The organism is Haladaptatus sp. AB618, from assembly GCF_024136965.1.
Taxonomy (GTDB): Archaea; Halobacteriota; Halobacteria; order Halobacteriales; family Haladaptataceae; genus Haladaptatus.
Map to the genome: position 1 here is coordinate 536,059 of NZ_JAMYJX010000002.1, position 14,322 is coordinate 550,380.

General features: G+C 62.2%; 15 protein-coding genes. 9 read left to right on the plus strand and 6 right to left on the minus strand.

The features are described 5' to 3' along the window. The 3 genes from NKF26_RS09570 to NKF26_RS09580 are packed head-to-tail and all read left to right on the plus strand — an operon-like array spanning position 1 to position 2,903. Positions 1–900, plus strand: a complete 900-nt coding sequence (locus tag NKF26_RS09570; RefSeq protein ID WP_253226479.1) for a carbohydrate ABC transporter permease — start codon at positions 1–3, stop codon at positions 898–900. Further along, positions 897–1,769: a carbohydrate ABC transporter permease gene (locus tag NKF26_RS09575; protein ID WP_253234225.1), complete on the plus strand. Its 873-nt coding sequence runs from the start codon at positions 897–899 to the stop codon at positions 1,767–1,769. Before NKF26_RS09570 ends, NKF26_RS09575 begins: the two co-directional genes overlap by 4 nt. 6 nt (positions 1,770–1,775) lie before the next feature. Further along, positions 1,776–2,903, plus strand: coding sequence for an ABC transporter ATP-binding protein (locus NKF26_RS09580; protein WP_253226477.1), 1,128 nt, complete (start codon positions 1,776–1,778; stop codon positions 2,901–2,903). A gap of 173 nt (positions 2,904–3,076) precedes the next feature. On the opposite strand, the gene NKF26_RS09585 is transcribed toward NKF26_RS09580, so the two are convergent. Beyond that, a complete protein-coding gene (locus NKF26_RS09585) occupies positions 3,077–3,490 on the minus strand; it encodes a DUF5518 domain-containing protein (protein ID WP_253226476.1) in 414 nt (137 codons plus the stop codon). 144 nt (positions 3,491–3,634) lie between these two features. Here NKF26_RS09585 and NKF26_RS09590 point away from each other — a divergent pair, with 144 nt between their 5' ends. Next, complete coding sequence (locus NKF26_RS09590) at positions 3,635–3,901, plus strand: DUF202 domain-containing protein (RefSeq protein WP_253226475.1); 267 nt, start codon at positions 3,635–3,637, stop codon at positions 3,899–3,901. 91 nt (positions 3,902–3,992) lie between these two features. Further along, complete coding sequence (locus NKF26_RS09595) at positions 3,993–4,652, plus strand: HdeD family acid-resistance protein (protein WP_253226474.1); 660 nt, start codon at positions 3,993–3,995, stop codon at positions 4,650–4,652. 104 nt (positions 4,653–4,756) lie between these two features. Here NKF26_RS09595 and NKF26_RS09600 read toward each other — a convergent pair whose 3' ends face one another. After that, entirely contained in the window at positions 4,757–6,460 is a 1,704-nt protein-coding gene (locus tag NKF26_RS09600) for an MFS transporter (protein ID WP_253234226.1), read from the minus strand. Between the two features lie 196 nt (positions 6,461–6,656). Here NKF26_RS09600 and NKF26_RS09605 point away from each other — a divergent pair, with 196 nt between their 5' ends. Next, entirely contained in the window at positions 6,657–7,862 is a 1,206-nt protein-coding gene (locus NKF26_RS09605) for a cytochrome P450 (RefSeq protein ID WP_253234227.1), read from the plus strand. A gap of 17 nt (positions 7,863–7,879) precedes the next feature. Here the strand turns inward: NKF26_RS09605 and NKF26_RS09610 are convergent, their stop codons facing one another. Both NKF26_RS09610 and NKF26_RS09615 read right to left on the minus strand, forming a co-directional pair. After that, complete coding sequence (locus tag NKF26_RS09610) at positions 7,880–8,197, minus strand: hypothetical protein (protein ID WP_253234228.1); 318 nt, start codon at positions 8,195–8,197, stop codon at positions 7,880–7,882. A gap of 1 nt (position 8,198) precedes the next feature. Beyond that, entirely contained in the window at positions 8,199–9,668 is a 1,470-nt protein-coding gene (locus NKF26_RS09615; RefSeq protein ID WP_253234229.1) for a sodium-dependent transporter, read from the minus strand. A gap of 312 nt (positions 9,669–9,980) precedes the next feature. Here NKF26_RS09615 and NKF26_RS09620 point away from each other — a divergent pair, with 312 nt between their 5' ends. Further along, on the plus strand, positions 9,981–10,781 hold the full coding sequence (locus NKF26_RS09620) for an ATP-grasp domain-containing protein (protein ID WP_253226469.1): 801 nt from the start codon (positions 9,981–9,983) through the stop codon (positions 10,779–10,781). Here the strand turns inward: NKF26_RS09620 and NKF26_RS09625 are convergent, their stop codons facing one another. Together NKF26_RS09625 and NKF26_RS09630 are read right to left on the minus strand one after the other, a co-directional pair. Beyond that, on the minus strand, positions 10,782–11,990 hold the full coding sequence (locus NKF26_RS09625) for an ABC transporter substrate-binding protein (RefSeq protein WP_253234230.1): 1,209 nt from the start codon (positions 11,988–11,990) through the stop codon (positions 10,782–10,784). It lies immediately after the preceding gene. Positions 11,991–12,079: 89 nt separating this feature from the next. Further along, positions 12,080–12,559, minus strand: a complete 480-nt coding sequence (locus NKF26_RS09630) for a GNAT family N-acetyltransferase (RefSeq protein ID WP_253234231.1) — start codon at positions 12,557–12,559, stop codon at positions 12,080–12,082. Positions 12,560–12,689: 130 nt separating this feature from the next. On the opposite strand from NKF26_RS09630, the gene NKF26_RS09635 reads away from it, so the two are divergent. Continuing rightward, the gene (locus NKF26_RS09635) at positions 12,690–13,178 is read left to right on the plus strand and encodes an Lrp/AsnC family transcriptional regulator (protein WP_253234232.1); all 489 of its coding nucleotides are present in this window, start codon (positions 12,690–12,692) and stop codon (positions 13,176–13,178) included. Continuing rightward, the gene (locus tag NKF26_RS09640; RefSeq protein ID WP_253234233.1) at positions 13,175–14,314 is read left to right on the plus strand and encodes a pyridoxal phosphate-dependent aminotransferase; all 1,140 of its coding nucleotides are present in this window, start codon (positions 13,175–13,177) and stop codon (positions 14,312–14,314) included. The genes NKF26_RS09635 and NKF26_RS09640 overlap by 4 nt, the downstream gene beginning before the upstream one ends. Positions 14,315–14,322: the final 8 nt, after the last annotated feature.

Here is a 14,322-nt window from a genome sequence, read left to right on the forward strand (position 1 = left end):
ATGTCCACCAAGGAATCCACGTATTCGAGCACCTGGCAGGCCTTCTTGTTGTTGCTGCCGACGATCGTCGTCCTCGTCGCGTTTCTGTACTATCCGTCGATCGACACGATCCGTCTGAGTCTCTACAACACCGGTGTGCTGGGTATTCACAAGACGTTCGTCGGATTGGGTAACTTCGTCACCCTCCTCACCTCGCCCGAGTATCGACACAGCATGGAGATGACGGCCCTCTTCGCCGTCGTCGTCGTGGTCGGGACCCTCTCTATTTCGTTGTTCGTCTCGACGCTCCTCTACGAGGTGACGACCGGACAGGCGGCGTATCTCGTGGCGGCCATCTGGCCGTACGCGCTTCCGCCAGCGGTTGCAGGGACCGTTCTGCTCTTCCTGTTACACCCCTCGTTGGGCGTCATCACGTACTTTCTCGACGACCTGTTCGGCATCTCTCTCGATTGGTTCACGAACGGCTCGCTCGCGCTGATAGTCGTCGCAATCGCGGCCATCTGGAAGCAACTCGGCTACAACATCATCTTCATCCTGGCCGCGTTGAACAACGTTCCGGAGACGCTCAACGAGGCCGCGCGCCTCGACGGTGTTGGACGGTTCCAACTCGTCACCCGCGTCTACGTCCCGCTTATCTCGCCAACGCTTCTGTTCCTCGTCGTCATGGACACCATCTATGCCTTCTTCAGCACGTTCTCGCTGGTGGACCTGATGACCCACGGCGGCCCGAACGGAGCGACTAACTTCCTCATCTTCAAACTCTACCGCGACGCTTTCGAGTTCTCGAACCCCGGACTCGCGTCCGCCGAGTCGGTCATCCTGTTCGCCATCGTCGGCGTGCTGACCTACGCCCAGTTGCGACTCTCCGATCGCTACGTCCAGTATGGAGGTAGCTCATGAGTACGGACTCGCTCGCCACGGACGGGCGAGTACGACGGCAGTCGTGGCAGGATGTGCTTCCGGACAACCTCCTCGTGCACGTCGCCCTCGTCTCTTCGACGCTCGTCATGGCGCTGCCCCTGTTGCTCGCGCTCCTGATGAGCACACAGACGACGAACCAAATATACCAGACGTTGAACCTCGCCCCCGGTGGGCAGGCCGTCCACAACTACGTCGCCGCCATGACCGAGTACGGGATGGGTCGGTATCTGCTCAACTCGCTCGTCATGTCCCTCGTCATCGTCGTGGGCAAGGTGACTATCTCGCTGTTCGCAGCGCTGGCCATCGTCTACTACCGGTTTCGGTTCAAGCGGTTGGTGTTCATGTTCATCCTGTTCACGCTGATGCTCCCGGTCCCGGTGCGTATCCTTTCGTTATTCCAGTTCGTGGCGAACATCGGGTGGTCCGATTCGTTGCTCGCGTTGACCGCGCCGTACCTCGCCAGTGCGACGACCGTCTTCCTGCTTCGGCAGCACTTCCGGTCCATCCCGGATTCACTGGTCGAAACCGCCCGCCTCGATGGGATCGGACCGCTCACCTTCCTGTTTCGCGTCCTCGTGCCGATGTCGAAGGGCATGATCGCCGGGGTGGCGGTCATCGAGTTCATCTACGCCTGGAATCAGTACCTCTGGCCACTCACCATCATGAGCACGCAGCGAAAGCAGGTCGCGCAGGTCGGCGTCAAACTCCTGCAGTCGGCCAGCGCCGCGGGACAGACCCAATGGGGTCTCATTATGGCGGGTGCCGTAATCGCGCTCATTCCACCGCTCTTGGTCCTCCTCGTCCTGCACCGACCGCTCCTCCAGACGTTCGGTCTTCAACAAAAGTGATCAATAATGACAACCATCTCACTAAATGACGTCGTCAAACGGTACGACGACGACGTAACGGCAGTCAACGGCATCGACCTCGAAGTGAACGACGGCGAGTTCCTCGTCGTCGTCGGGCCGAGCGGGTGTGGAAAGTCCACGACACTCCGCATGCTCGCCGGACTCGAAACGATATCCGACGGAGCGATTCGGTTCGGCGACGACGTGATCAACGGAATTCCCCCCAAGGATCGGAACGTGGCGATGGTGTTCCAGAACTACGCGCTCTACCCGCACATGACCGCGGAGCGTAACATGACCTTCGGGATGAATTCGTCGGGATCGTACACGGACGACGAAATCGAGCGAGCGGTCGCCGACGCGGCCAACACCCTCGACATCACCGACCTGCTCGACCGGAAGCCGGGCGAACTCTCCGGTGGTGAGCGACAGCGAGTCGCCATCGGTCGCACGCTCGTTCGAGACCCCGAAATCCTGCTCATGGACGAACCCCTGTCGAACCTCGACGCCAAACTTCGCGTCGAGATGCGGGCGGAACTCGCCGAACTCCACGCCGAACTCGAACGTACCACCATCTACGTCACCCACGACCAGACGGAGGCGATGACGCTCGGCGACCGCGTCGCGGTCATGAACGACGGTCAAATCCAACAGGTCGACGAGCCACAGACGCTCTACGATTATCCCGTCAACCGGTTCGTCGCGGAGTTCGTCGGCAGTCCATCGATGAACGTCCTTCCCGCTCGCATCTCGGAGGACGACGGACGCCGGTTTGCCGAAGGCGACGGCTTCCGCATCCGACTTCCCCGAGCGAACGGGAACATCGGCTCCGAGATCGACCACGCGCAGGTCGGTATCCGCCCCGAAGACCTCACGGTCGGTGAGGGGGTGGGAACCATCGACCTCTCGGTGAACGTTACGGAACCGCTCGGGGAGTCGCTGTTGCTCCGCGGGACCGTCGGCGGGAACGAACTCTCGGTCAAAGCGGATCCGCGTCGGGAGGTAACAGTCGGTGAAACGGTCGGTCTCACCGCCGACCCCGAACGCCTCCACCTATTCCATTCCGACACCGGAACAGCGATCTATCACTCGTCGTCGGGTGCTCACGAGCGACCCCCGACCCTTCACCCGTAAACTGTGTCGTACCCGGCTGTAGCAGGGGTGCGTAACCGGAGGACGCCGACGAGACGTTGTTCAATCTAGCCGGGTCGCCGTATCCGATGTCGAAGAATGACGTGTCGTCGTCCCGGTCCCGTAACCGGGCGAGTCCGTGCCGGTGGTCGAAAAAGCGACATTCGGGAGCCGAGTCAGCGTGTCGCGGGTTCGGCCGGTTTGACGCCCCGTTTCTGCCGAGAGCCCTTTAGCCACCCGCCGAGTGCACCCGCGATTCCGCTCGGAATGGCGAACAGGAGCGCGACGACGATGCCGGTGAGCAGGACGCCGGTCCCGGCGAGCACGCTTCCGACGGGTCCCGCGACGCTCCCGATGAGCGCGCCACCGACCGCGAGCAGTATCGCGCCGACGATACCGCCGAACGCACCGGCCAGCAGTCCGTTCCACGTTCCGTTTCCGATTCCCTCCCCCGCCATGTAGCCCGCGATGAATCCCCCGATAACCCCGCCACCGATGGTCCCGACGACTGGTATGACAACCCCGCCGAACGTGCCGATGATGACCATGACGATGAACCCGAGTATCACCGCTCTCCAATTCGTTGCCATGGATTGGTGTAGGCTAGCTGAAGATATAGCCGAATCGCCCCTCTCCGGCGTGACAGTACCCGTAATACGGTAACGAACCGATGAGGATGTCGTAACGACCGCCCCGGGAACAGTGATTTGCTCGGCCGAGTCGTGTTCGGGTTCATGCCGACCGACGCAACCGATGCAACCGACTCGATCGACTCGACTGACGAGGGTCCCAAGAGCGGCGTCGCGGATGAACGAACGCGACTTGCGTGGACTCGGACGATACTCTCGTACGTCAGAACCGGCTTCGCCTCGTTCATCTTCGGTATCGCCCTCATCCGCCTGTTCGCCGGACGGCTGATCGACTACGTCGGAATCACCTTTCTCGTCGTCGGCGTCCTGTTCGTCCTCGGCGGTCTCTACTTGTTCGTCACCAGTCGTTGAGTCTCTCTCGTTCGTCACCGGCCGACGAGTTCATCTACGGGACTACTCGTTTATGCCGCTGCCCGGCGTACGGCCGGATGGAGGGGGAACAATGGGTGTCGAAATCCGAAATCAAGAGCCATCGCAAGACCGACCAGCGAGTTCCGCCGAGAGTCGGTGGCGTCTGCTTCTGGGCGTCGGGGTGTTACTGATCCTGTTGAGTATCGTCGCGGTCGTCGGTGCGGCACGGATACGCGCCGGACTGGGGGGCATCCCGCTTCTCGTTTCGTTCGCCACGCCGGTCGCCATCTCGTCGCTGTTCGGCGTTCTCCTGCTGCTCGGCGGGACAGTGCTCACCGCGTCGGGATTCGGCGCGAGGGAGTGGTCGGGCAGTCGAGGAGCGGTTCTGCTCGCCGTCGTCTACACGGTTTTCGGACTCGTGCTCCTCGTCAACCCGCTGGCGGGGGTCGCCTCGCTGACGGCCCTGTTGTTCGGATTCTTCCTGCTCGATGGACTCCTCGAAATCGGAATTGGGGTTCAAACTCGCCCGGAGACGGGTTGGGTGTGGGTCGTTCTCAGCGGCGTCGTCGCATTGCTGGCCGCTGTCGTCGTCCTGCTCGTCCCTCCCGTCGGGTCGCTCGAACCGTTGAGCGTCGTTTTCGGCGTCAACCTCTTCGTTAGTGGCGTCTCCTTCGCCATCGTCGCGATGGGACGACGGAGGGCGGCGCGCGAACGAACGCCGGTGCCGTCCCCCGGCACCGCGCGTCACTGATCGACCGACCTCCGGTACCGTTTTCGACCGTTATCGCCGTCTTCAATCCCTGTCCCTGCTTTCGACCGCGAATTCGTCAAAAGACACACAGTCGATACATCCCTTCACTCTTCGTCTTCCTCCGAGCGATGCGTGTTCGGCAGGAACCCGGAGAGTATCAACTGCAGGAGGACGAACCCGACGACGAGAACCAGCGCGATCTGTACCGCATCGACGGCCGCGGTCTCGACGATTCGATTCAACAACCCTTGCACCGCTTTCGGAAGCCCCCCGGCGGCGGCGCTGTTCCCCGGCGAATTGAAGTTTTGAGCCGCATCTTCGAGCGACACGATGAGTCGGCTTCGCTCGGTTTGTGACACCTTGATGCCCGTGGAGTTCAGGACCTGATCCACGATGCCGCCGTACAGACTCGCCAGGAATATGCTCCCGACGACGGCGTTACCGAACCCCCGTCCGAACTCCTTCCCGGTTTCGAGGATCCCGGATGCTTCACCACCCTTCTCGTTGCCCGCCGCGGACAGCGACACGTTCGAGACAGGCGCTCGCATGAGACCGGCACCCGCCCCGAATACGGCCAACGGTGCCACCATCGATACGACCGACACGGTCGGTGACAGCACGGTTCCGAGCAGGAGCAGTCCCACGACGAACAGGACGACGCTGACCTGAATCATGCGCTTCGGTGAGAGGTACTTCTCCACCGTTCCGGACCCCAGCGAGACGAGAATCGCGGCGACGGCGAACGGCAGGAACGCGATGCCGATGGTCAACGGGTCGAACCCGACGGCCATCGCCAGAAACGTCGGCAGGACGAAACCGAACCCGGTCGTGACGATGCTGTAGATGGCGTAAATCGAAAGCCCCGTCACGTACACGCGGTTCGTGAACAGTTTCGGGCGGAACAGCGCGGCTTCCCCCCGGGACAACCGTCGTCGCTCCCACTCGACGAGACCCCACAGCACCGTCAGCCCGAACCCGAAGACGAACGGGACGATGGAAAGCCCGAACGGCGCGATCGTCACGCCACCGACCACGAACGGGCGAATCGGCGTTACCCACCCGTACTGCCCCGCCAACAGGAAGCCGACGATGATGGCCCCGACGCTGAGAAACGAGAGGACGGTTCCACCCCAGTCGAACACGGCCTCCTCCTGCGTCTCGGTCTCACGAACCGTAAACAACAGCAGGAACGCCGCGAGCAGGCCGACGCTTTCGAGGCCGATGGCCAACCGCCACGTCGCGACCGTGGCCAGAAATCCCATCAGCAACGGTCCCACGGCCTGTGCCGACGCGGTGACCGCACCCCACACGCCGAACGCGGTCGCCCGCCGTTTCCCGTCGTAGGTGGCGAGAAGCAACGCGAGCGAGATGGGTGTCACCATGGTGTCGGCGAACGCCTTGATGACCGACCAACCGACGATGAATATCCCGAGAGACGGGCTCAACGCACCGATGAGCGTCCCGATCGAGAAGAGCACGATTCCGTACCTGAAGATCCGTTTGTTCCCGTAGAGGACGCCGAGTGCAGCGCCGGTCAGCAACAGCGGTGCATCCACCACCGAGTAGATGGCCAGCGCGGCCTGCACGCCGCTCGCACCCGTCCGCAGGTCGGTGCTGATCGGTTCGATGGCCACGGGAATCATCGCCCCGTCGAGGCTGACGACGAACATGACGATGGTCACGACGACGAGCGTCCCCCACGTGTCGAGGAACGACCCGGTTTCACCTTCCGCCTCCGTCCCCGTTTCCGTGGTTTCAGTCGCCATCGACCCCTCCGAGGTGAGCGATTCCGAACTGCCGTCGCTCACGTTTCCGGTCACTCGTGTCCATTAGTAATCCCCCCGAACGGGCGTACAACACTCACGGTATTAAATAATGTTAACAAATTTATTCTATGACGGCTGAATGACTGTTGATTTGTCGAAAAACCACTCCACGGTCCCTTTTTCCGGACCACTCGTCACCACCAAAAAGCCTACAACTGACTGAATGATCGTTCAATCAATGGCGCCCGATCAACCCGCGGCGGTCCTCCGCCCTCCGAAAGCGCTGCGCGACAGGGAACGACAAGTGGCACCGTTCGACTGGTACGAGAAGATGCGTCTCGAATCGCCCGTCCGGTACGACGACGACCGGAACATGTGGGACGTGTTCCGGTACGAGGACGTCGACCACGTTCTCTCCGATTACGAGACGTTCACGTCCAACGTACGCGACGCCACGGAGTCGCCGTTCGACGACGACCAGCAAGGGTTCAACCGGACGATGATCAACACGGAACCGCCCGAACACGACCGACTTCGCGGCTTCGTGAACGAGCGATTCAGGCCCGGAACGATACGCGAACTGCAACCCCGACTCGAAGCGTTAACCGACGAGTTCTTGGACGGAATCGCGGACGAAGACCGAATCGACGTCGTCGGCGATTTCGCGTACCCGTTCCCCGTGACGGTCATCGCGGAACTGCTCGGCATCCCCGCCGACCGCCGGGACGAGTTCAAGGCGTGGTCGGATGCGCTCGTCGCCAGTCCGCGCGAGGAGACGAAAGCGGCGGTCGAAAAAAATCAGCAGGAGCGCCAACGCGCTCGTCGGGAGATGGGCGAGTATTTCGGCGACCTGCTGGACGAACGATCCGACGGGGACGGCGACGACCTCGTGACGCTCGCCGCGACGAGCGACGAACTCGACCGGGAGGAGAAGGTCGGCTTCTGCATGCTGCTCCTCATCGCGGGTAACATCACGACGACGAACCTCATCACGAACGCGATTTGGTGTTTCCACGAACAGGGAATCATGGAAGCCGTTCGGTCCGGCGAGATCGACCGCAAAAAGGCCATCGAGGAAGTTCTTCGCTACCGCTCGCCCGTCCAGTCGCTTCGCCGCGTCGCCGCCCGCGACATCGAAGTCGGCGGTAGATCCATCGAGAAGGGCGACGTGATCTCGGCGTGGATCGCCTCGGCGAACCGCGACCCCGACGTGTTCGACGACCCCACCGAGTTCCGTCCCGAGCGGAGTCCCAACCGACACATCGCGTTCGGCAAGGGAATCCACTACTGTCTGGGCGCACCGCTCGCTCGCGTCGAGGCCGACGTCGCCCTCAAGGCGCTGTTGGAGCAGTTCGACACCATCGAGCCGACAGATGCGGCGAAAAAACCGGTTCCGAGTCAGGTTCTGTACGGACTCGAAAGCCTTCCGTGCCGCGTGGAATAAAAGGCGGAATTACCGCACTACAGCTTTTCGAGCGAGTCTATCTCGCTCCGATCCCAGTCGTAGAACGTCGTGTCGATTCGTCTGAGCGTCTCGACACACTCGTTGTATCGGTCACGGGCCTCGTCCGCGTGCTTGTCGCCGGGATTCGCCCGTATCCACTCCCGGAGTTCGGTCAGCGAGCGCGGCGAGTAGGTGTCGATTTCGCCCTGTTCGTCCAGCAGTTCGAGTTTCTCGTCCTCGTCACGGAGGGAGCGAACGAGCGCCCACACCGCGGTTCCCCAGAGGACGATGATCGCACCGAACATGACGATCCACGTGATTAGCGAGAGTGCCATCTCAATCACCTCCTCCCGTCGCGGTTTCCGGTGCATCACGCGAGCCTCCGCGGCCGCGAAGCGCACCCATGATGAGGACGGAACCGACGAGCAGGACGGCCATCAGCACGACGCCACCTACCGTCTGGGCTAGCGATTTGCTCACGTTTGTCACGACGTATATGGCCATTATCAACACCATCACTATCGGGATGAGGTACTTGATGATGCCGACCCACCATCTGCCGACGTGGATGTCCGAATTGCGGTTGAGCGCGACGACGCGTATGGGTTCGGCTTCGAGTTTCCACCCGACGGTCAGGATGATGAGCAGGGTCGCGAGCGGCAGGCCCCAGTTCCCGAACATGAAGTCCATCGTGTTGAGGAAGTCCCCGGAGTACGCGCTCGGTAGGCTGAGCAGCCAGATGCCCCCGACGACGGCGAGCACGGTGCTCTTCCGGCTCAATCTCGTCTCCTCGGAAATCGTCGTCACCGCGACTTCCGTGATGGCGAGTCCGGACGAGAACGTCGCGAACAGGAAGCCGACGAAGAACAGGATGGCCCATATCTGCCCGCCCGCCATGCCTCCGAACACTTTGGGGAGCACGACGAACGCCAGTTTGGAACCGTCGCTCGGTTCGAAACCGAACGCGAACACCGCCGGGAAGGTGGCGAAGATGGCGAGCAGTCCGACGCTCGTGTTGCCGATGGCGGTGAAGACGCCACCGCCGAGTGGCACGTCGTCGTTCTTGCTGAGGTAACTCCCGAAGGTGAGTGCGATCCCCCAACCCAGACCGGTCGAGAACAGCGCCTGTCCGAGCGCGGCGATCCAGGTGGACGATTTACTGAGGTACTCCCATTTCGGGGTGAACGCGAACGCGAGTCCGTCCATCGCGCCGGGGAGCGTGAGTCCCTTGATTCCGATCGCGATGAGCGCGAGGACGAGGAACGGGATCATCCATTTGACGACGCGCTCGATGCCGTCCTTGATGCCGAACAGGAGAACGCCCGCCGTCGCCGCCATCGCGAGCGTGTCCATCCCGACGGTGAGCATCGGCGATCCGGAAAACGAGTCCCAGAACGCCTGCGATTGGAATCCCGATTGCGAGAAGGTCAACAGGAGCGAGTGCGCCGCGTAGTACAGCGTCCACCCGATGATGGGCGCGTAGTACGACATCAACGCGATGTTCACGAGGACGACGACCAACCCGAGTCCTTCCGCCCGACCCTCGCCGAAGGCGGATTTGAACGCCCCGATGACGCCCCGGTCCGTGTACGACCCGAACACCGTCTCGGCCATCAGGCCGGGGACGGCGATGAGGAACAGGAGGATGATGTACGCCACGAGAAACGCTCCACCCCCGTTCTCGCCGGTCGTGAACGGCATTCGCCATATGTTTCCCGCGCCGACCATCGCCCCGAGCATCGCCATGAGGAAGCCGAACCGACTCCCCCACTGCTCACGTACTGTCCGTGCGCTAGCATCTGACATGGGTACGCCCATGCCAACGTCCGGCAGTCCCTTATATTGATACGGTCACGCCATGATGGTTTGCAGAATACGATAGAATGACGGATATTCTCTCAGAATATTTGATTGTGGTCGAGTTGCTCCCGTAGAATACGGTTCCCGCTTCTCGATGACAGCGCGAACGGTTGCGGTCGAATTCACCAATAAATCGTATGGCACGATATGAAATGAGTCGAGAGTCTCCCGTGTTCTCGACGGTCATCGCCCGAACTCCCCCGTCTCGGGGGGTGTTCCGGCGATACAGTGATGTGACTCCCGGCTGAACTGTTCTCAATGCCCTCCCCGTCACTCCACATCACGAACTTCGCCGACGAACGGTGTCGGTTCGACAGCTACTGGTCCCGGCTTCGCGAGTTGGACGTGCCGGTTCCGAAGACGACGTTCGTCGCCCTCGAAACGGACGAGGACGGGATTCACTGGGAGACGGACGATATCCTCGCGTTCATGGAGAAAAACGAGTACGACCGCGCGTTCGTCCGGACGCAGGTCAAGGCCGCGACGGTGCGGTTGCGCGACGGGTCGTTCATCTATCGCCGCGACCCGGAAGTCATCGACGACGTCGTCGAGTCGTTGCTCACCCAGAACCTCGAACAGGGGTGGCCGCACGGGGACGGGTTGGTCGTGCGCGAGTGGCTCGACTTCGACTTCTGCATCCATCCGAAGCACAACTGCCACCCGTCGGTTCGGTTCTTCGTGGAAGACAGTGAGGTTCTCGGCCACACGCCGATGACCGCCGAGCGGGCGACGAACGTCTGTGACGACACCTACGACTACCTCGAACCCGTAATCGCGGACGTGGACCTGTCGGCCCCGCGCCGGTACGCCGAGCGAATCGCGGACGCGTTCTCGGAGCCGTGGGGCGTCGATTTCATCATGGACACGACGGGGACGTGGTACTGTCCCGAACTCAACTTCGACGGCGTCTACTGGAATCGGGCGGAGGAGAAGTGGTGGAACATGTGCGGCCAAGGGGAGTTCGAGCCGTGGAGTCCGGTCGAGGTCCACTCGGCCGCGTTGTACGGGACGAAACCGGAGACGGAAAGAGGCGAGTCGGTGAAAGCGACCTGGTGGTAGCTATTTTCCGGTGACGATGTCGGCTAGCTTCGTGCGGTCGAACAGCCGTTCGTCCTCGGGAATCTCGGGGTACGGCTTCTTCTTCTCGTAGCCCGGCCACTCGCCGAACTGGTCCGGGTACAGTTGCTTCGCGGTCATCTCCAACTGGAAGAGGTTCATGAGCGGCCCCTGATACCGCATTCCGGACGCGTAGAAGCGGTCGTTCTCGATGGCCGAGAGCTTCCCTCCGGCGGGGTGGTTTTGGATCTTCTTCTTCATGTCCTGAACGTAGTAGCCCGGCGAGACGCCCCAGAGGTGGAGGATGACGTCCGGGTCCACTTCGAGCATCGTCTCGTAATCGACGGTGCCCCAGAGGCTGCCCCAGTCCTTCTCCGCGAAGGCATCCTTCGCCGCGAGCGGGCGGGTGTCGGCCAGCCAGTAGCCGGGTTTGTTGAGGTGATACGTGTAGAACTTCCCGTCGCTGTAGGTGACGCGGACGGCCGTCGGTCGCTCCGTTTTAGGCGGGAGCTTCTCTTTAATGGTCGAGATCACGTCGTCGTGAATCCCTTTGATCGCGTCGTAGCGCTCCTTCTCCTGGAACACGTCCGCCACCTTGCCGAACATGTCCCAGAGGCCGTAGTACTGGTAGCCGTCGCGGTACCCTTTCGGCGGTTCGCCGTTCGTTCCGCTGTAGAAGTTGCCGAACCACGGCCCGACGTTCTTCCCGACTTTTTCGACGTCCGACTTCGACCAGTTCTTCTGGGTGGAGACGTAGGCGGGATCGGCGAAGTGCACGTCGCTGTCGAGTTGGTAGAGTTGCTCCTCGCTCAGACTGCTCCCCAAGGCGTTCGGCAAGTCCTTCCACTCGAAGGAGACGCCGTCGAGTCGGTCGTAGTACGTGTTCATCGTCTTGCCGGACATCTCCGGCACGTAGATGGCGTTGACCGCGTCGCCGTGGCCGAGCGCGACGGCCATGTCGGCGTACTGCGGGAAAATCACGAAGGCGCTTTTCGGGACACCATCGAACTCGACGTTCCCCATCGGCGACATCGAAACCGAGTACGGGCCACCGTCGTTCGAGGACGTATTTCCGGTGTCCGAGGTATCCGTCTGTCCATTCGCCGATTTCGAGCCATTGTCACTGCATCCGGCGAGCAACCCGCCGACGACGAGCGCACCGCCGCCCCGGAGATAGTCGCGTCGGGACGGGTTCGGTGGTGTTCCAGACATACGTGTTTAGGCAGGCCTAAACGCTGTTTATCCTTTTTGGTTTTCCTGACATCCCGTCACGTAGCTAACCCGAACAGTCTCGTGGACCGTTATTCCAACCGCTTTTCCATCACGACCACCGGGAGCACGACGTCGCGTCCGTCGTACCTCTTCGTGATCGCCTCTTCGGTCACGGGACGGTAGCCCGTCCGCTCGTAGAACGCGACAGCGTTGCGTGACGACCACAGTTCGAGTCGGGACAATCCGGCACCGCGAGCGTACCCCTCCAGATGGGAGAGAACCGCCGACCCGACACCTCGTCGAGCGGCGTCCGGATGCACGTACACCGCCCGCACTTCCTCGTTTTCCGGGACGAGATGACCGTATCCGACAACCCCGTCAGCTTCTGCAACCACGAGGTAGTGACCCGGTTCGTCGATGGGATATCCCGCGGTTCCATCGGCCTTCTCGGCCCACGCCGCGACCTGCTCTTCGTCGTACGCGTCCGCGCCGAACGCACGGATCGCCGCGACGTGAAGCGTCAGAATGTCATCCGCGTCCTCCCGCGTCGCTTCTCGAACCCGCGTCATCCAGTTTCTGTTCCCCGACCACTGGCATCAACGACTTGATCATGCAGAGACGACTGTCTCTCCGGCTTACAATGGCAATTCTTGTCACACACGACCAAACTACTTGTGCTCGCGTCTAGAACGGGATTCTATGGAACCGAAACGGGAACTGCTCGAACTGCTGCTGTCGAACGCCCGCGAAAGCCCCACGGACCTCGCACGACAGACCGGGCTGTCGGAGACGGAAGTCGAATCAGGGATCGAAAAACTCGAAGCGGACGGCGTCGTTCGCGGCTATCAAGCGGTCGTGGACTGGCACAACGTGGACGACGAACACGTCCAAGGGGAGGTCGAACTCAACGTCGAACTCGACCGGGAAACCGGCTACGAGGAGATTGCCCGCCGAATCGCCAAGTTCCCGCAGGTCGTCTCGCTCAGACTGGTCAGCGGCGATTACGACTTCGCGATCGACGTCGAGGGCGATTCGATGCACGACGTGTCGAACTTCGTCTCCGAGCAGATCGCACCCATCCCGGAGGTGACCCAGACGGTCACCCACTTCGTGATGGAGACGTACAAGGAACGCGGCATCGAGTTCGAGGACCGCGACGAGGACGACCGCCTCTCGATCTCGCCATGAAACCGGCCGACCGAGTTCAACAGGTTCCGCCGTCCGGCATCCGTCGGTTCTTCGAACTCGCCGAGGAGCGCGACGACGTGATCTCCTTGGGTGTCGGCGAACCGGACTTCTCCGCGCCGTGGGCCGCCCGAACCGCCGCCATCGACGCGCTGGAGCGCGGAAAAACGTCCTACACCGCGAACCGCGGCCGCCGGGACCTTCGGCGAGCCATCGCCGACCACGTCCGGCGTTACGATCACGAGTACGACCCGGACGATGAGATTCTGGTGACGGCGGGCGCGAGCGAAGCCATCGACGTGGCAATGCGCGCGCTGGTGAACCCCGGCGACACCGTGGCGGTCCACCAACCGTCGTACATCTCCTACGTCCCCGGCGTCGTCTTCGCGGGCGGCGAACCGCTGTCGGTCCCGACGCGGGCGGAGAACGGGTTCGCCCTGACGTACGACGACCTCGAACGTGCCGGGGCGGCCGACGCCGAGGCGCTGATGCTGTGCTATCCGAACAACCCGACCGGGGCGACGATGAGTCGCGACCAACTCGCGGAGGTCGCGGAGTTCGCCCGCGAGCACGACCTGTTCGTCCTCTCGGACGAGATTTACGCCGCGCTCACCTACGACGGCGACCACACCTCCATCGCCACGTTCCCCGGTATGCGCGAACGAACGGTCGTCTTCAACGGCTTCTCGAAAGCGTATGCGATGACCGGGCTTCGGTTGGGCTACGCGCTCGCCCCGCCAGAAACCATCACGGCGATGAACCGGATTCACCAGTATTCGATGCTTTCGGCCCCCGTCACCGCACAGTACGCCGCGCTGGAGGCGCTCCGGAGTTGCGAGGACAGCGTGGTCGAGATGCACGACGAGTACAACCGCCGTCGTCGGTTCGTCCTCTCGCGGTTCGAGGAGATGGGCTTGGAGTGCTTCGAGGCCAGCGGCGCGTTCTACGCGTTCCCCGCTTGCGGCGGCGACGACGAGACGTTCGCCGAGGAACTCCTCACGGAACAGGGCGTGGCCGTCGTCCCCGGAAGCGTGTTTGGGGACGGTGGCGCGGGCCACTTCCGCGCCTCCTACGCGACCGGCATGGCCGACCTGCGCGAGGCCATGAATCGAATCGAAACGTTCGTTCGCGGGCGATAGCGCGCGAA

Excerpts from the sequence above, each read along its gene's own strand:
- NKF26_RS09580 (WP_253226477.1), top strand. The coding sequence starts at position 1,776 with ATGACAACCATCTCACTAAATGACGTCGTCAAACGGTACGACGACGAC.
- NKF26_RS09595 (WP_253226474.1), top strand. The coding sequence starts at position 3,993 with ATGGGTGTCGAAATCCGAAATCAAGAGCCATCGCAAGACCGACCAGCG.
- NKF26_RS09610 (WP_253234228.1), bottom strand. The coding sequence starts at position 8,197 with ATGGCACTCTCGCTAATCACGTGGATCGTCATGTTCGGTGCGATCATC.
- NKF26_RS09625 (WP_253234230.1), bottom strand. The coding sequence starts at position 11,990 with ATGTCTGGAACACCACCGAACCCGTCCCGACGCGACTATCTCCGGGGC.
- NKF26_RS09640 (WP_253234233.1), top strand. The coding sequence starts at position 13,175 with ATGAAACCGGCCGACCGAGTTCAACAGGTTCCGCCGTCCGGCATCCGT.
- NKF26_RS09590 (WP_253226475.1), top strand. The coding sequence starts at position 3,635 with ATGCCGACCGACGCAACCGATGCAACCGACTCGATCGACTCGACTGAC.
- NKF26_RS09605 (WP_253234227.1), top strand. The coding sequence starts at position 6,657 with ATGGCGCCCGATCAACCCGCGGCGGTCCTCCGCCCTCCGAAAGCGCTG.
- NKF26_RS09615 (WP_253234229.1), bottom strand. The coding sequence starts at position 9,668 with ATGTCAGATGCTAGCGCACGGACAGTACGTGAGCAGTGGGGGAGTCGG.
- NKF26_RS09585 (WP_253226476.1), bottom strand. The coding sequence starts at position 3,490 with ATGGCAACGAATTGGAGAGCGGTGATACTCGGGTTCATCGTCATGGTC.
- NKF26_RS09630 (WP_253234231.1), bottom strand. The coding sequence starts at position 12,559 with ATGACGCGGGTTCGAGAAGCGACGCGGGAGGACGCGGATGACATTCTG.
- NKF26_RS09620 (WP_253226469.1), top strand. The coding sequence starts at position 9,981 with ATGCCCTCCCCGTCACTCCACATCACGAACTTCGCCGACGAACGGTGT.
- NKF26_RS09570 (WP_253226479.1), top strand. The coding sequence starts at position 1 with ATGTCCACCAAGGAATCCACGTATTCGAGCACCTGGCAGGCCTTCTTG.
- NKF26_RS09575 (WP_253234225.1), top strand. The coding sequence starts at position 897 with ATGAGTACGGACTCGCTCGCCACGGACGGGCGAGTACGACGGCAGTCG.
- NKF26_RS09635 (WP_253234232.1), top strand. The coding sequence starts at position 12,690 with ATGGAACCGAAACGGGAACTGCTCGAACTGCTGCTGTCGAACGCCCGC.